General features: G+C 71.1%; 14 protein-coding genes. 4 read left to right on the forward strand and 10 right to left on the reverse strand.

The window, feature by feature from the left end; genetic code table 11:
- Positions 1–67: 67 nt before the first annotated feature.
- From FHX78_RS23625 to FHX78_RS23665, 8 genes are all read right to left on the reverse strand, one after another.
- Positions 68–1,750 carry a pyridoxal phosphate-dependent aminotransferase gene (locus FHX78_RS23625; RefSeq protein ID WP_145869418.1) on the reverse strand — a complete coding sequence of 561 codons (1,683 nt, stop codon included), beginning with the start codon at positions 1,748–1,750 and terminating at the stop codon, positions 68–70.
- A gap of 158 nt (positions 1,751–1,908) precedes the next feature.
- On the reverse strand, positions 1,909–3,063 hold the full coding sequence (locus FHX78_RS23635) for an aldose epimerase family protein (RefSeq protein WP_145869420.1): 1,155 nt from the start codon (positions 3,061–3,063) through the stop codon (positions 1,909–1,911).
- A 55-nt stretch (positions 3,064–3,118) separates the two neighbouring features.
- On the reverse strand, positions 3,119–4,363 hold the full coding sequence (gene mmsB, locus FHX78_RS23640; protein WP_145869421.1) for a multiple monosaccharide ABC transporter permease: 1,245 nt from the start codon (positions 4,361–4,363) through the stop codon (positions 3,119–3,121).
- Entirely contained in the window at positions 4,360–5,910 is a 1,551-nt protein-coding gene (gene mmsA / locus FHX78_RS23645) for a multiple monosaccharide ABC transporter ATP-binding protein (RefSeq protein WP_145869422.1), read from the reverse strand. Before mmsA ends, mmsB begins: the two co-directional genes overlap by 4 nt.
- A gap of 34 nt (positions 5,911–5,944) precedes the next feature.
- Positions 5,945–7,057 (reverse strand): multiple monosaccharide ABC transporter substrate-binding protein, encoded by a 1,113-nt coding sequence (gene chvE, locus FHX78_RS23650; RefSeq protein ID WP_189908654.1) that lies wholly within the window; start codon positions 7,055–7,057, stop codon positions 5,945–5,947.
- A 143-nt stretch (positions 7,058–7,200) separates the two neighbouring features.
- Positions 7,201–8,169, reverse strand: a complete 969-nt coding sequence (locus tag FHX78_RS23655) for a hypothetical protein (RefSeq protein WP_145869424.1) — start codon at positions 8,167–8,169, stop codon at positions 7,201–7,203.
- 162 nt (positions 8,170–8,331) lie between these two features.
- Entirely contained in the window at positions 8,332–9,336 is a 1,005-nt protein-coding gene (locus FHX78_RS23660; protein WP_145869425.1) for a zinc-dependent alcohol dehydrogenase, read from the reverse strand.
- A 34-nt stretch (positions 9,337–9,370) separates the two neighbouring features.
- Entirely contained in the window at positions 9,371–10,534 is a 1,164-nt protein-coding gene (locus tag FHX78_RS23665) for a mandelate racemase/muconate lactonizing enzyme family protein (RefSeq protein WP_145869426.1), read from the reverse strand.
- A gap of 242 nt (positions 10,535–10,776) precedes the next feature.
- Here FHX78_RS23665 and FHX78_RS36880 point away from each other — a divergent pair, with 242 nt between their 5' ends.
- Positions 10,777–11,856, forward strand: coding sequence for an SCO2400 family protein (locus FHX78_RS36880; protein WP_167531831.1), 1,080 nt, complete (start codon positions 10,777–10,779; stop codon positions 11,854–11,856).
- Positions 11,857–11,921: 65 nt separating this feature from the next.
- Here the strand turns inward: FHX78_RS36880 and FHX78_RS23675 are convergent, their stop codons facing one another.
- Positions 11,922–12,368: a MarR family winged helix-turn-helix transcriptional regulator gene (locus FHX78_RS23675; protein ID WP_145869427.1), complete on the reverse strand. Its 447-nt coding sequence runs from the start codon at positions 12,366–12,368 to the stop codon at positions 11,922–11,924.
- Between the two features lie 93 nt (positions 12,369–12,461).
- Between FHX78_RS23675 and FHX78_RS23680 the strand changes: the two genes are divergently transcribed.
- The 3 genes from FHX78_RS23680 (at position 12,462) to FHX78_RS23690 (ending at position 15,076) form a co-directional block, all read left to right on the forward strand.
- The gene (locus FHX78_RS23680; protein WP_145869428.1) at positions 12,462–13,484 is read left to right on the forward strand and encodes an NADP-dependent oxidoreductase; all 1,023 of its coding nucleotides are present in this window, start codon (positions 12,462–12,464) and stop codon (positions 13,482–13,484) included.
- A 186-nt stretch (positions 13,485–13,670) separates the two neighbouring features.
- The gene (locus FHX78_RS23685) at positions 13,671–14,465 is read left to right on the forward strand and encodes an EI24 domain-containing protein (RefSeq protein WP_145869429.1); all 795 of its coding nucleotides are present in this window, start codon (positions 13,671–13,673) and stop codon (positions 14,463–14,465) included.
- On the forward strand, positions 14,462–15,076 hold the full coding sequence (locus FHX78_RS23690) for a LysE family translocator (RefSeq protein WP_145869430.1): 615 nt from the start codon (positions 14,462–14,464) through the stop codon (positions 15,074–15,076). The genes FHX78_RS23685 and FHX78_RS23690 overlap by 4 nt, the downstream gene beginning before the upstream one ends.
- On the opposite strand, the gene FHX78_RS23695 is transcribed toward FHX78_RS23690, so the two are convergent.
- Entirely contained in the window at positions 15,048–16,292 is a 1,245-nt protein-coding gene (locus FHX78_RS23695; RefSeq protein ID WP_145869431.1) for a pyroglutamyl-peptidase I, read from the reverse strand. The genes FHX78_RS23690 and FHX78_RS23695 overlap by 29 nt on opposite strands.
- Positions 16,293–16,304 lie beyond the last annotated feature (12 nt).

Genomic DNA, 16,304 nt, shown 5'->3' on the forward strand with positions numbered 1-16,304 from the left:
GCTCACCGGGCGGAAGCCCGTGGCCGCCGAACCGTCGGGGCCCCGGGGCGAATCGGCGTCGTCCGGTCTACGTCATTCCCGCCGCGTCGGGCCAGCTCCGGCTGTGCGGCCACCCGGCCGCCGGGGTGGGCGCCGGCCCCGGTTCGGTGATTCCCCGCACCTGTGCCGCCGTGAGCCCGCCCTGAGCCGGCACCCCCGGCGGGGTGGGCCCGGACATCGCCGCGGCGGCCGGTGCCTGCGCCTGCGCCACGGGAGCCATGGGCGGCAGGGGAGCCACGGGGGCCGTCGGGGCGGTCACGGGCGGGGCGGGCGCCATGACGGCCACGGGAGCCAAGGACTGCGGCAACGGCTCCGGCCGGGGCACCTGCTGCGGAACCCCCACCGGGACCGCGGCCGGCATCGGCATCCCGCCGCCCGAGCCCACCGCCGGGGCGGACACGGCGGCGGGGAGCGGCACGCCGATGCCGGTGCCGGCGGACGGGGCGGCGGCGAGCCCCGGAGCGCCGGCACCGACGGCCTGGGCGGCGAGCCCCCGCGTGCCCGCCCCGTTGGTCCGGCTCACCAGGCGGTCCACGGCCGGGGTGCCGGAGCTGTAGCCGGTCCCGGCGGCCGGCTCGGGTGCGGCGGCGCCCCTCCTGGACGTCCCGTACAGCACCTGTTCCAGACCGGACACCAGGCGACGCACATCCACCTGGGGGCGGACCACGAGGCGCAGGAAGCGGCTGGACGAGCCGATCTTGTTGCCGCACTCGCGGACCAGGATCCGGTGCTCGGTGAGCATCCGGTCCCGGACCACGGTGCCCTCGGCGCCCACGGGGAGGCGCACGAAGAGGAAGTTGCCCTGGGACGGGTAGACCGTCAGCCCGGGCAGTGAGGAGAGCTGGCCGGACATGTCCATCCGGTCGCGGCGGACCTGGTGCAGGCTCCGCGCGTACTCGGCGCCGTGCTCCTTCAGCATGAACACCACGTGCTCGGCGAAGGAGTTCAGGTTCCACTTGGGGAGCATGGACCGTACCCGCCCGGCCAGCGCCGGGTTGGCGACCAGGTAGCCGAAGCGGATGCCGTGCAGGCCGAAGTTCTTGCCGAGGCTGCGCAGCACGATGACGTTGGGCCGCAGCATCGCCTCCTGGACGACGGACGGCTCGACCTCGGCGTCGGCGAACTCCAGGAACGACTCGTCGATCACCACCAGGTCCAGGTCGGCCATCGCGTCCATGAACTGCACGACGGCGTGCTTGTGGAGGAAGCCGCCGTCGGGGTTGTTGGGGTTGCAGATCACGGCGACCCGGGTGCCGCGCGCGCGGATGAAGTCGGCGTACTGGGCGAGGTCGAGGGCGAAGCCGCTGGACTCCTGGAGCGGGAACATGTCGACCCGCTTGCCGGTCTCCATGGGCTGGTCGGTCCAGCGGCCGAAGGTGGGGACGGGGACGGCGAGGGACTCCCGGACCAGCAGGTGGTCGATCCAGGTGATCAGCTCGGTGGAGCCGTTGCCCATGGCCACGCACTGCGGCGGCAGTTGGAGCAGGCCGCACAGCTCGGCGGTGATGGTGTCGGCGCTGCTCGGGTAGTAGGTGATGATGTCGCGCAGCCGGCCCGCCATCTCCTCGAACATGGCGGGGGTCGGGAAGTACGGGTTGCAGGGGATGCAGAAGTCCACCGGGCCGGCCCCGTCGCTCTCCCGCGTCAGCGCCGCCATCGACGGACTGTGCGCCGCGGTGCTGCGGAACAACGAGGTGACGTTGTCGGCCAAGGGAGGACCTCCGTGTGCGGCGGGCCCGCCGGGGACGTGCGGGTCCGTCATGCCTGGGTGGCCCGCGCGGGGGAGCACGGGCCACCCGGGAGTACGGAGCGGGGCACGGGGCCGTTCAGCTCATGTGAGGAAAATGTGAGCGCCGGGTGGGGCGGGGCTCATGAGCCGAACGAGTGGACCGTCGTCGTCCGGTAGGTCTCGCCGGGGCGCAGCACGGTCGACGGGAACGACGGCTGGTTCGGCGCGTCCGGGAAGTGCTGGGTCTCCAGGCACAGCCCGTCGCCCTGCCGGTAGACCCGGCCGCCGGTGCCGGTCAGCGTGCCGTCGAGGAAGTTGCCCGAGTAGAACTGCAGGCCCGGCTCGTTGGTGGCGATCCGCAGAGTGCGCCCGGAGGACGGGTCGCGCAGGGTGGCGATGTGCTCGGGGCGGGCGGTGATCCCCTTGTCGAGGACCCAGTTGTGGTCGAAGCCCTGGGCGGTGATCAGCTGCGGGTGGGCGGCCCGGATGTCCCGGCCGATCGGCTTGGCCCGCCGGAAGTCGAAGGGGGTGCCGGCCACCCGCGCCAGCTCACCGGTGGGGATGAGTCCCGCGTCGGTGGGCGTGTAGCGGGAGGCGGCGATCGACAGCTCGTGGTCCTCGATGCCGCCGCTGCCCTCGCCGGCCAGGTTCCAGTAGACGTGGCTGGTGAGGTTGACGACGGTGGCCCGGTCGGTGGTGGCCTCGTAGTCGATCCGCCAGTCGCCGGCGCGGGTGAGGGTGTAGGTCACCGTCGTGCGCAGGGTGCCGGGGTAGCCCATCTCGCCGTCGACGCTCGTGTAGTACAGCCGCAGGCCGACGTCGGAGCCCGCGGTGAACGGCTCGACGTCCCAGACGCGCTTGTCGAAGCCCTTCGCGCCGCCGTGCAGGCTGTTCTCCCCGTCGTTGACGGAGAGCTGGTGGGCCGTGCCGTCGAGGGTGAAGCGGCCCTTGCCGATGCGGTTGCCGTACCGGCCGATCAGGGCGCCGAAGTACGGGCTGGAGGCGACGTAGTCCTCGATGGTGTCGAAGCCGAGGGAGACGTTGGCGTGCCGGCCGCGCCGGTCGGGGATCTCCAGGGACTGGACGATGCCGCCGTAGGACAGGACCTTCATCCGGGTCCCGCCGTTCTCCAGCGACCAGCTGTGGACCTTCGTGCCGTCCGCGAGCCTGCCGAAGAGCGTCTTCACCGGCTTCCCCCTGCCTGCCGAGGCGTGTGCCGTCCCACCGAGCGCGGTGGTGGCGGCGACCGAGGCCGCCGCGGCCGTCGCGATGACCGTGCGTCTGTTCAGTTCCATGTGTGCGGCTCCCGAAAGAGGAAGGGCCCCGCCTTCCGGCGGGGCCCGAGCTGACCTACGAACCGACCTTGCGCTTGTTCCACACGTCGAAGCCGACCGCCGCCAGCAGCACCATGCCCTTGATGACCTGCTGCCAGTCGGTGCCGATGCCGACGAGGTTCATGCCGTTGTTCAGCACGCCCAGGACCAGACCGCCGATGATCGCGCCGAGGACGGTGCCGACACCGCCGCTCATCGACGCGCCGCCGATGAACGAGGCGGCGATCGCCTCCAGCTCGAAGTTGAGGCCGGCCTTGGGAGAGGCCGCGTTGAAGCGGGCGGCGAACACCAGACCCGCCAGGGCCGCGAGCATGCCCATGTTCAGGAAGACCAGGAAGGTGACCTTCTTGTCGCGCACGCCCGACAGCTTCGCCGCGGGCAGGTTGCCGCCGATGGCGTAGATGTGGCGGCCGATGACGGCGTTGCGCATGACGTAGCCGAAGCCGACGAGCAGCGCGCCGAGGATCAGCAGCACGATCGGGGCGCCCTTGTAGCTGGCGAGCAGCATCGTCACCACGAGGATGGCGGAGCCGAGCGCGACGAGCTTCAGCGCGAACAGCTTGACGGGCAGGACGTCGAGGGCGAACTCCTTCTGCCGGCGGCGGTCGCGGACCTCCTGGAGGACGACCAGGGCGATCAGTCCGAAGCCGAGCAGCAGGGTGAGGTTGTGGTAATTCGTCTCCGGGCCGACCTCGGGCATGAAGCCGTTGGCGACCTTCTGCAGGCCCTTCGGGAACGGTCCGAGGGTCTGGCCCTCCAGGAAGATCTCCGTCAGGCCGCGGAAGGTCAGCATGCCCGCGAGGGTCACGATGAACGACGGTATGCCGCCGTAGGCGATGAACCAGCCCTGTATCGCGCCCGCCAGGGCGCCCACGGCCAGGCACAGCAGCACCGCGACGGGCCACGGCATGTCGTTCCTGACCATGAAGACGGCCGCCATGGAGCCGACGAACGCGGTCAGTGAGCCGACCGACAGGTCGATGTGGCCCGCGATGATGACCAGCATCATGCCGATGGCGAGGATCAGGATGTAGCTGTTCTGCAGCACCAGGTTGGAGACGTTGCGCGGCAGCAGCAGGTCGCCGTCGGTCCACACCGCGAACAGCGCCACGATCAGGCCCAGCGCGATCAGCATGCCGTACTGGCGCATGTTGCGGCGCATGCCGTCCAGCATCAGCTGGAGCAGGCCGTCACCGCTGCCCGCCCCGCTCTTGCCCGGCGGCGCGGCGGCCGGGGTCTTGTCGGTGACTTCCGTGCTCATCGGGATACCTCTTTGTCCTTCGTCATCTGACGCATCAGCGATTCCTGTGAGGCCTCGGCCCGCGAGAACTCACCGGTCAGCCGCCCCGCGGCCATCGTGTAGATGCGGTCGCACATGCCGAGCAGCTCGGGCAGCTCGGAGGAGATGAAGACGACCGCCTTGCCCTGGGCGGCCAGCTGGTCGATGACCGTGTAGATCTCGTACTTGGCGCCGACGTCGATGCCGCGCGTCGGCTCGTCCAGGATCAGCACATCGGGACCGGCGAAGATCCACTTGCTGAGGACGACCTTCTGCTGGTTGCCGCCGGACAGCTTGCCCACCGGTTCGAAGACGGTCGGCGCCTTGATGTTCATGGACGTGCGGAAGCCCTCGGCGACCTGCCGCTCCTCGTGCTCGTCCACCACACCGCGCTTGGCGACCTTCTTCAGGGCGCTGAGCGAGATGTTGCGGTGGATGGTGTCGATGAGGTTCAGCCCGTAGTGCTTGCGGTCCTCGGTGACGTACGCGATGCCGTGCGCGACCGCCTCGGGGACGGTCTTCGTACGGATCTCCGTGCCGTCCTTGAGGACGGTGCCGCCCGCGTAGCGGCCGTAGGTGCGGCCGAACAGGCTCATCGCGAGTTCGGTGCGGCCGGCGCCCATCAGCCCGGCGATGCCGACGATCTCGCCGCGCCGGACCTCGAGGGACACGTCGTCGACGACCTTGCGCTGCTGGTCGATCGGGTGGTGCACGGTCCAGTTGCGGACCTCCAGGGCCGGGGCGACGCCCTCCTCCGGCCGGTGCGGGGTGCGCTCCGGGAAGCGGTGCTCCAGGTCGCGGCCGACCATCCCGGAGATGATCCGGTCCTCGCTGGTGCCCTCGGCCTTCACGTCGAGCGTCTCGATGGTCCGCCCGTCCCGCAGGATGGTCACCGAGTCGGCCACCTCGCGGATCTCGTTCAGCTTGTGCGAGATGATGATCGAGGTGATGCCCTGGTCCTTCAACTGGAGGATCAGGTCGAGGAGTTTGCCGCTGTCCTCGTCGTTGAGCGCCGCGGTCGGCTCGTCGAGGATGAGCAGCTTCACCTTCTTGGACAGCGCCTTGGCGATCTCCACCAGCTGCTGCTTGCCCACGCCGATGTCGGCGACGCGGGTCTCCGGGTGCTCGTCGAGCCCCACCCGGCGCAGCAGTTCGGCGGCGTGCTTGAGCGTGTCGTTCCAGTTGATGAACCCGCGGGTGGCGTGTTCGTTGCCGAGGAAGATGTTCTCCGCGATCGACAGGTACGGCACCAGGGCCAGCTCCTGGTGGATGATCACGATGCCGTGCTCTTCGCTGGCCCGGATGTCCTTGAACCGGCAGACCTCCTCCTCGAAGAGGATGTCCCCCTCGTAGGTGCCGTGCGGGTGGACGCCGGAGAGGACCTTCATCAGGGTCGACTTGCCGGCGCCGTTCTCGCCGCAGATGGCGTGGACCTCGCCCCGCCGGACGGTCAGGGTGACGTCCGACAGCGCCTTGACGCCGGGAAAGGTCTTGACGATCGAGCGCATTTCCAGGACGGGTCCCGCCATGGTCGTGCCTTCCAATCCGTGGTGGTCCGGCGGGTTACTTGAGGTCGCTTTCCTTGATGTAGCCGGAGTCGACCACGGCCTCCTGGTAGTTGGCCTTGTCCACGGCGACCGGCTCCAGCAGGTACGCCGGGACGACCTTGGCGCCGTTGTCGTAGGTCTTGGTGTCGTTGACCTCGGGCTTCTTCTCGTTGAGCAGCGCGTCGACCATGTTGGAGGCCACCTTGGCGAGTTCGCGGGTGTCCTTGTAGACGGTCATCGACTGCTCGTCGGCGATGATCGACTTCACCGAGGCGACCTCGGCGTCCTGGCCGGTGACGACCGGCAGCGGCTTGCTCTTGGAGCCGTAGTCGTCGGACTTCAGCGCGGAGAGGATGCCGATGGAGATGCCGTCGTAGGGGGAGAGGACCGCGTCGACGCGGGCGCTCTTGTAGGACGAGGTGAGGATGTCGTCCATGCGCTTCTGCGCGGTGCCGCCGTCCCAGCGCAGGGTGGTGACCTGGTTGAGGGCGGTCTGCTGGGAGCGGACGACGAGCTGCTTCTTGTCGATGTACGGCTGGAGGACGTTCATCGCGCCCTGGAAGAAGTAGCGGGTGTTGTTGTCGTCGTTGGAGCCGGCGAACAGCTCGATGTTGAAGGGGCCCTTCTCGCTGCCGTCCTTCAGGCCGAGCTTCTCGACGATGTAGGTGCCCTGGAGCTCGCCCACCTTCTCGTTGTCGAAGGAGGCGTAGTAGTCGACGTTCTCCGTGCCGAGGATGAGGCGGTCGTAGGAGATGACCGGGATGTCGGCGTCCTTGGCCTGCTGGAGCACGTTGTTCATCGACTTGTTGTCGATGGCGGCGACGATCAGGGCGTCCACGCCCTGCGTGATCAGGTTCTCGATCTGCGAGACCTGCTGGTCCGGGTCGTCCTCGCCGTAGACCAGCTTGGTCTCGTAGCCCTTGGACTCCAGGTCCTTCTTGACGTAGTTGCCGTCGGCTATCCAGCGCTCGGAGGACTTGGTCGGCATCGCGATGCCGATGGTGGCTCCGTCCGAGCCTCCCTTGTTCTCCTCGCTGCCGCCCTCGCTGTTCTGGCCGCAGGCGGTCAGGGTGAGGGCGAGGGAGGCGGCCGAGGCCATGGCGGCGATGGCGGCTCTGCGGTTACGCATGATCATCATCCTTGATGTGTGGGCGGGGTCGGTCCGGACGAGCGAGGCGTTTTCCGGGGGTGGGACCAGGAGAGACCGAGACCGAAGGTGTGTGCGATTGTGCGCGGCTGTGTCTGCTTCTGTGAAGCCGAGTTTCCGGAACGTTATGACGAGATGTCGAACCGGCTCAGATCGCCGGGAAGCCGCGAACCGAGGGGTGCCATCTCCCCGTCCGCGCCGTGCCGCGCCAGCAGGTCCAGGGCCAGCCGGCCGCGCCGCACCCGCTCCTTCGCGGTCGCCAGGGTCAGCTCCCGCATGTGGTGCCCGTACGGATAGATCCCGGGCGCCTTGGCCAGGCCGAACTTCAGGTACAGCGGCGCGCCGCGCCGGATCAGCTCGGCGACCTCGTACATCCGCACATAGCCGCCGAGGTCGTCGGGCGCCTCGATGTACATGTCCATCGGGGTGGCCGAAACCCGCCGTATCTCGGTGAGGTGGTCGAGCGTCAGGTCACTGGGGACGTTGATGGAGTCGGCGCCGAGCCGCTCGTAGACCGCGTACGAGGCCGGGTTGACCGGCCCGACGAGCGCCGAGACCTTCAGCGTGGTGTCGGCGGGCAGGATGCCGGCCGCCCGCGCCCGGTGCAGCGTCCACAGCACGCCCTCGTCCGCGACGAGCAGGCACTTGACGCCCAGCTCCGTGGCGCGCACGGCGTCCTCGACACAGCCGGCCACCGCGTCGTGCCCCCGGGCGCGCAGTCCCGCGCCGCGCGAGTCGGTACGGGTGGAGCCGCCGATGTCCCAGGTGCCGCGCGGGCCGGTGAACAGGCAGAGCTCGATGTCCCGCTCCGCCGTGGCCTCGGCCATCTCGGTGATCTCGGCGTCGGTCAGCATCCAGACGCCGCTGCCCTGGCTGATCCGGTGGACCGGCACGTCGAGGCGCGAGGCCTCCTTCAGTACCACGGCCAGCGCCTCGGGACCCTCGCACGAGGGGATCTCGGTGCGCCAGCGGCCGCCGCCGGGGAAGGAGTGCGGCGAGGCGTCGGCGGGGTCGAGGGCGGGCGCGCCCAGGCCGAGCGCGGTGAGCGCCTGCTCACCGGGCCTGCGGGGCGCCGTGGCGGAAGCGTCGGTCACAAGAGGTCCTTAGGTCCTGGATGTTCGAAATATCGGACGAAGTTCGCGGCCCGGGGTGCGGGTCGGGCGGGAGCGAAAAGCGGGGCGGGGGCCCGGGGGGCCGGACCTCCTGGGTGTACGCCGGTACGGGGGCCGTCAGGTCGCCCCCGTACCGGCGTACGGCTACGGCCGCAGCAGGACCTTGCCCACCTTCGGGTCGCCGGACCCCACCAGCTCGATGGCGTGCGGGAACTCGGCGAGCGGCAGCTCGTGGGTCACCAGTGGCAGCGGATCGAGCAGCCCGGCGGCGAACACCCGCACGGTGTGCGCCCAGGCGTCCGGCGGCGCCCCGAAGACGGTGTGCACCTCCAGCTGCCGTACGACCAGGTCCGTGGGGTCCAGCCCGTCGGCGCCCGGCGCCGGGATGCCGGTCAGCACCAGCCGCCCGCCGCGCCGCAGCAGCGCGGCCGCCGTGCGGGCCGCGTCGGCCGACCCGGCGGTCTCGATCACCACGTCGAAGTCGTCCGGGAGCCGCTGGTCCTTGGTGCGGAAGTCGGTCGCCCCGTACTGCCGGGACAGCGCCTCCCGGTCGCCCCGGGTGCCGACCACCAGCAGCTCGGACGGGGAGTTCGCCCGCAGGAACTGCACGGCGAACATGCCGAGCGTGCCGGTGCCGACCACGGCGACCCGCTCACCCGGAACGGCGTTCGCCTTCAGCGCGGCGGCGGCGATGCAGGCGGCCGGCTCCAGCAGCGCGGCGGCGCCGAGGTCGGCGTCGTCCGGCAGGACGTGCAGCAGACGGGCCGGAAGGGTCAGCGTGGCGGCCATGGCGCCCGGCTGGGTGAAGCCGGTCTCCTCGTACCCCGCCGAGCACAGCGTCGTCTCACCGGCGTGGCAGCGGTCGCAGACCTGGCAGTTGCGGAACCCCTCACCGACCACCTTGCGGCCGACGAGCGACTCCGGCACCCCCGCGCCCACCCGCTGCACGGTCCCGGACCACTCGTGGCCCGGCGTCAGCGGGTACCGCACGTATCCCTCGGGCCGGTTGCCCTGGTACACCTCGCGGTCGCTGCCGCAGATACCGGACGCGTGCACCCGGATCAGGGCCTCGCCCGGCCCCGGTTCGCGCGGTTCGTGCGGGACGAGGCGGTGCTCACCGGGGCCCTCGATGACGACGGCGGTGCTCATCGCGCCTCCCCGGACCGGCGGCGGTCGGCGGCGGTCACTGCGTGCCCTTGGGCTTGCGCTGCTCCCAGCCCTCGGCCCACAGGTCGAACCGGGCCTGCTGCTGCGGGAACTCGGCCGCCGCGTCCACGTCCAGCTCCACCCCGAGGCCGGGGGCGTCGGAGAGGTGGAAGCAGCCGTCCTCCGGGTCCACCTGCGGCGCGCCCTTGACGACCTTCTTGATCTCCGCGTCCGCGAAGTCGTTGAAGTGCTCCAGGATCTTGAAGTTCGGGGAGGTGAAACCGACCTGGAGGGACGCGGCGGTCAGGACCGGGCCGCCGACGTTGTGCGGCGCGACCAGCATGTAGTGGGTTTCGGCGGTCGCGGCGAGCTTGCGGGTCTCCCAGATGCCGCCGATGTGGCCGACGTCCGGCTGGAGGATGTCGACGGCCTGGCTCTCGAACAGCTCGCGGAACTCGATGCGGTCGTGGATGCGCTCACCGGTGGCCACCGGCATGTCGACCTTCGCGGCGACCTTCTCCAGCGCCTTGAGGTTCTCCGGCGGCACCGGCTCCTCCAGCCAGGCCGGCTTGAAGGGCGCGAGCTCCTTGGCCATGCGGACGGCGGTGGCGGGGGAGAAGCGGCCGTGCATCTCCAGCATCAGCTCGGCGTCGGGACCGATCGCGTCGCGGACCGCCTCGATCAGGGAGACGGCGTACAGGCTCTCCTTGTGGTCGAGCTCGAAGTGGCCGGTGCCGAAGGGGTCGATCTTCAGCGCCCGGTAACCGCGCTCCATCACGCCCTGCGCGGCCTTGTGGTACGCCTCCGGGGTGCGCTCGGTGGTGTACCAGCCGTTGGCGTACGCCTTCACCTTGTCGGTGACCTTGCCGCCGAGCAGCTGCCAGACGGGGACGCCGAGGGCCTTGCCCTTGATGTCCCAGCAGGCCATCTCGACGACGGCGATGCCGGACATCACGATCTCGCCGGCGCGCCCGTAGTCGCCGTACTTCATCCGGCGGACGAGGTCCTCGACAGCGAACGGGTCGGAGCCGAGAATGTGGTTGACCTCGGCTTCCTTCAGGTAACCCAGGAGTGCGTCGGTGTGTCCCAGCATCCGGGTCTCGCCGACTCCCGTGATCCCCTCGTCGGTGTGCACCTGGACGTACGTCAGGTTGCGCCACGGCGTCCCGACCACGTGTGTGCTGATTCCGGTGATGCGCACGGCAGTTGCCCCTCGCTGCGGTTGTGGACCCTGTCATCGGAGTCTGTTCGGTTCGACGTGTTCGATATTTCGTCACACGTTCGAAATGCTGGCGTGACAGTAAGGACGCGGCGGCGGGGGTGTCAATGGGTCACGCGCATAACGGTTTCGCCAGTTTCGAAACCAATGGGTGCCGGTCCGTACGAAACCTTCACAGCAGGCCCTATGAAGCGGACCCGAACGGAATCTAACCTTCCCGCGTCATGGACTTTTGCCAGCCGTGCCGACGGCACCTCAATGGCGCCCTCGCCTGCCCCGGTTGCGGTACGCCCGTCGAGACGCTCCGCGCCTGGGCGCAGGGGCCCGCGGGGCCTCCGGCGTACGGGGGCGGTCCGGCCGACGCCGGCCTGGTCCCCGGGGCCGGTGAGCCGGCCGCGGGGCTCGGCGGGGACCCCGGCGCCGGGTACGGCGACGGCTACCGCGAGGAGCACGCGGGCGGGTACGGCGACGGCTACCGCGGCGAGCGCGCGGGCGGGTACGGCGACGGCTACCGCGGCGAGCGCGCGGGAGGGTACGGCGACGGGCCGGGCGGTGGCTACGGTGACGTACCCGCGGGCGGACACCACGACGGGGCGGGCGGCGACTACCGCGAGGAGCCTGGCGGCGACTACCGCGGCGAGCCGATCGGCGACTACCGCGAGGAGCCGGGTGACGACCCCGGCGACGAGCCCGGTGACGGCTACGACGACGAGCCCGGTGACGACTACGACGACGAGGAGCCGCGGGGGCGGCGCGTGGCCCGGCGCCGGGGGAGTGGGCCGGGCGCCGCGAGCCGCCGGGACCGCAAGGCCGCCGCGCACCGTCGGCGGCGCCGCCGCACCCTGCTGATCGTGGGGGGCTTCGTCCTCGCGGCGGGCGGGCTGAGCCTCGCGGAACTCGGGATGGACGCCCCCGGGTCGGGGTCGAAACCGTCGGCCGCCGGGGAGGAGTCGACGGACGGCGGCGGGGAGGAGCTGGAGCCGACGCGGTCGGCGGGCGGCGCCCCGGCCGCGCCCGCGCCCGGCGAGTCCCCCGGCGCGCGGGTGTCCGGCTCCCCGTCGGCCTCGAAGTCCCCCAAGGACAAGGGCAAGGACAAGGAGTCGAAGTCGGCGGACGCCGAGGAGAGCGAGGACGGCGCCTCGTCCGCCCCCGCGGACGCGCCGTCGACCGACCCGACCGCGCCCCTGCCGCCGGAGCCCCCGTCGGAACCGGAGAGCCCGCAGCCGGACCCGACCACGCAGGACCCCGAACCGGAGCCCGAGCCGACGGAGACGTGCGACCAGTTCCTGTGGTGGTGCACGTAACACCCCGCTGACCCGGCCCGGCGCGCAGGCCGGCCCCTCGGCCGTCGTCGCTCGGTCCTCGTCGCTCAGCCGCCGTCGCCCAGCATCCTGCGCAGCGCATCGCGCAGCGCCACCCGCTCCCCCTCCGAGAGCCCCGCCAGCGGCTCGCGTGCGAACCGGAGGGACTCCTGGAGGCTGCGCGCCACCCGCCGCCCCTCCTCCGTCGCCGCCGCCAGCTTCACGCGCCGGTCCGCAGGATCCGGACGGCGCTCCACCAGGCCCCGGGACTCCAGGCGGTCGACGATCCCGGTGACGTTCGACGGCTCGCACTTCAGCCGCTGCGCCAGCCTCCGCATGGGCAGCGGCTCCAGGCACAGCAGACTCAGCAGCCTCGCCTGGGCACCCGTCAGCGTGTGACCGGCGGCGGCCTCCTCGTACTCCTCGTGGTAGCGGGCCACCACCGAGCCGATCAGCTCGACGACCTCCAGGGTGAGGGCGTCGGGTCGGCGGGGCGTGGTGCGCGGTGTGGCCATGGTCTCCAGGGTACCCACTTGCTTGACATCCTGAAATATTCAGACGCATGGTTGTTTCAGGTAATGAACTATTTCGAGGAAAGGTGCCAGGTCATGTCCGACGCCCCCGCACTCCCCGCCACCGGCCGCGAGTGGCATCTGCTGAGCCGGCCCCACGGCTGGCCGGAGCCCGCGGACTTCGCCCTCGTCGAGGCGGAGGTCCGCGCCCCGGGTGAGGGGCAGGTGCTGGTACGGAACGAGTACCTCTCCGTCGACCCGTACATGCGCGGCAGGATGTCGGCCGCCAAGTCGTACGTCGCGCCCTTCGAGCTGGGCAAGGTGATGCAGGGCGGCGCCGTCGGCGAGGTCGTCGCGTCGAACGCCGAGGGGATCGCCGTCGGCGACCGCGTGCTGCACTTCCTCGGCTGGCGCGAGTACGCCGTCGTGGACGCGAAGAACGCGGTCAAGGTGGACCCGGAGGCGGCGCCCCTCTCGGCGTACCTGGGCGTCCTCGGCATGACCGGCCTCACCGCCTACGCCGGCCTGCTGCGCACCGCCGCCTTCAAGGAGGGCGACTCCGTCTTCGTGTCCGGCGCGGCGGGTGCCGTCGGCAGCCAGGTCGGGCAGATCGCGAAGCTCAAGGGCGCCTCGCGGGTGATCGGCTCCGCCGGGTCCGACGAGAAGGTCGAGCTGCTCGTGAAGGAGTACGGCTTCGACGCCGCGTTCAACTACCGGAACGGCTCGGTGAGCGAGCAGCTGCGCGACGCCGCCCCGGACGGCATCGACGTCTACTTCGACAACGTGGGCGGTGACCACCTGGAGGCGGCCATCGGCTCGCTCAACCGGGACGGCCGGATCGCCGTCTGCGGGATGATCTCCGTCTACAACAACACCGAGCCCGCGCCGGGGCCGAAGAACCTGGCCCGGCTCATCCAGACCCGGGGCCGCATCGAGGGCTTCCTCGTCGGCGACCACTACGACCTCCAGCCGCAGTTCGTGCGGGAGGTCGGGCCCTGGGTCCGCTCGGGCGAGCTGAAGTACCGCGAGACCGTCGTCGAGGGCATCGAGAACAACCTGGAGGCGTTCCTCGGGGTGCTGCGCGGCGACAACACCGGAAAGATGATCGTCAAGCTCTGACGTCCTCCCCGTACTCGAAGGCGACCGGCGGCACCATCACCGTGACGCCGGCCCGACCGGATCGTTGCCCAAGCGGGGGCCGCACCCTTGGACGTGGGGGGCGGCCCCCGCCTCATGGCCGCCTCGGGGCCCCTTGGCCGATGCGGGGGTGAGGCCGCTCGCCCCGCCCCCGCTACAGTCTTCCCCATGCGCGATCTTGGGGCGGGTTTCCGGTATCTGCTGAAGGGCCAGCGTTGGGTGGCCCGGCACGGCAAGCAGTACGGCTTCGGGCTGCTGCCCGGGCTGATCACACTCGTGCTGTACGGGGCCGCGCTCGCCGCGCTGGCCCTGTGGGGCCAGGACTTCGTCACCTGGGCGACACCCTTCGCCGACGACTGGTCCGGCACCTGGGCCGGACTCTTCCGCGGCTTCCTCACCGTGGTGCTGTTCGCGCTCGCGCTGCTGCTGTCCGTGCTCACCTTCACCGCGGTGACCCTCCTCATCGGGCAGCCCTTCTACGAGAACCTCTCCGAGAAGGTCGACCGGGACGTGTCCCCCGACGGCACCGCGCCCGAGTCGGGGCTGCCGCTGTGGCGGGAGCTGTGGATCTCCGGCCGCGACAGCCTCCGCATCGTCGTGCGCGCCCTGGTGTGGGGCGTGCTGCTCTTCGGGCTCGGCTTCGTCCCGGTCCTCGGCCAGACCGTCGTCCCGGTGATCGGCTTCCTCGTCACCGGGTTCTTCCTCACCGAGGAGCTCACCGCCGTCGCGCTCCAGCGGCGCGGGGTCGAACTGCGCGAGCGGCTGCGCCTGCTGCGGTCCCGCAAGACGCTCGTATGGGGTTTCGGCACGCCGCTCGCGGTGGCCTTCCTGGTCCCGTTCGTCGCCGTGTTCCTGATGCCCGGCGCGGTCGCCGCGGCCACCCTCATGGCGCGTGACCTGCTCGGCGAGGAGACCACCCGGGACGGCGCCGAGGAGAGCGAGGAGGAGGGCGTCACCTCATGACCGAGGTGGCCGCCGTCGCCGTCATCACCGTCCTGGCCGTGATCGCCCCGGGCGCCGACTTCGCCATGATCGTGCGCAACAGCTACCTCCACGGCCGCCGCACCGGACTGCTCGGCGCGCTCGGCGTCGCCGCCGGTGTCCTGGTACACGTCACCTACACCATGCTCGGCGTCGGACTGCTGATCGCGTCCTCCGCCTTCCTGTTCACGGTCGTCAAACTGGCCGGCGCCGCCTACCTGGTGTACGTCGGCGTCCGCACCTTCCGCACACGCGGCGAGGTCACCGTCGACCTGGACGACAGGACCGGCATCACGCCCTTCGCGGCGCTGCGCGCCGGCTTCCTCACCAACGTCCTCAACCCGAAGACGACCCTCTTCGTCGTCTCGACCTTCGCGCAGGTCGTCAGCCCCGGCACACCGGTCCTCCAGCAGGTGGGCTACGGCCTGTTCATGTCGCTGGCCCACCTGCTGTGGTTCGGCGTCGTCGCGGTGTTCTTCGGTCACGACCGGATGCGCACCCTGATGCTGCGCGGCCAGAGGGTCCTCAACAAGGTGATCGGGACCGCCCTGGCCGGGCTCGGCGTCAGCCTCGCGTTCGCTCCGTCGCACTGACCGCCACGGTCACGATCGACCGCACCTGGTCGATGATGTCCAGCCGGTTCCGTACGAAGTCGGGGTCGGTGACCTCGGTGGTGTTCCCGGCGCCGAACTGCAGGACGGGCGTGTGCACATGGCCGCCCGGCAGCGTCGCGTGCAGCCCGAGGCGGTCCCGCAGCAGCGTCGCCCGGTAGGCGATCTCGTTGGACAGGTAGTCACCGCCGCCCCCGGCCCGCGCCGTCGAACCGGGCGTCGGACCCTCCGGCCGCACCACGGGCTCGGTGCCGCCCGCCGGGATCTCCGTCACACCGGTGTTGTCGTACACCGGGAACCGCCCGGTCGGCGCGGCGACGATCTCCGCGTACGGCAGGGTGGTGGACGTCCACTGCGGCTGCGTGGCCGGGTCGGTGACCGGGACCGTCTCCGTGCGGCCCACGTTCTCGTTGTCCCCGAAGCCGCCCCGCCAGGCCCCGTTGGTCCGCTCGATGTCGAAGCGGCCCACCCGGCCCTGGCTCACCGTCGTGAACAGGTCGACGTGCGGCAGGTGCGGCCGCAGCGCCCGCTCCACGGTCCCGTCCGTGAAGTCCCGCCAGCGCACCGGGAAGACGGCCGTCTCGATGCGCGCGGGACCGTGCTCCGTCTCGATCACCGTGCCGTCCAGGGCGAGCGCGGTGGCGCCGGACGGGTTGGAGATGCGGATGTCCCGGTCCAGGGTGAACGGGTCGAAGCCGGTCACCAGGATCCGCCGCACACCCCCGCCCCGCGGATAGCGGATCTCCTCCTGCCCGCGCGAGGTCCGCTCCAACGCGTCCAGCAGCCGCGCCCGCTGCCCCTCGCCCAGCTCGAAGTCCGGCTGCCAGGCGCGCAGTTCCCGGGTCATGCCGAGCCGCGCCCAGTACAGCGGGCGGTCGTCGTCCCGGCTGAGATCACCGACCGCCGGGCCGCGTCCCTGCGCCCGGTCGACGGCCCCGCGCCACAGCCGCGCGCCCTCGCGCGCGACGGCACGGCGGGCCTGGGCGTAGGAGCGCGCGCGGTCGAGGGCGCGGGCGAAGTCCGGTGCCACGGAGTCGAATCCGGAGCGCCGCAGTATCTCCTGCGGGACCGCCCCGTCCAGACGGCGTTCCTCGACCGTGGGGGTCGTCGGCTCGGCCGCGGTCGCGGTCGTGGGGGTGGCGAGACCGGTCAGCAGGGCCAGACCGAGGACACCGATGCGAACACGTAGGGATCTCAAGAGGGTGGGGCC

The sequence above is a fragment of the Streptomyces capillispiralis genome, from assembly GCF_007829875.1.
In the GTDB taxonomy this organism is placed as follows: domain Bacteria; phylum Actinomycetota; class Actinomycetes; order Streptomycetales; family Streptomycetaceae; genus Streptomyces; species Streptomyces capillispiralis.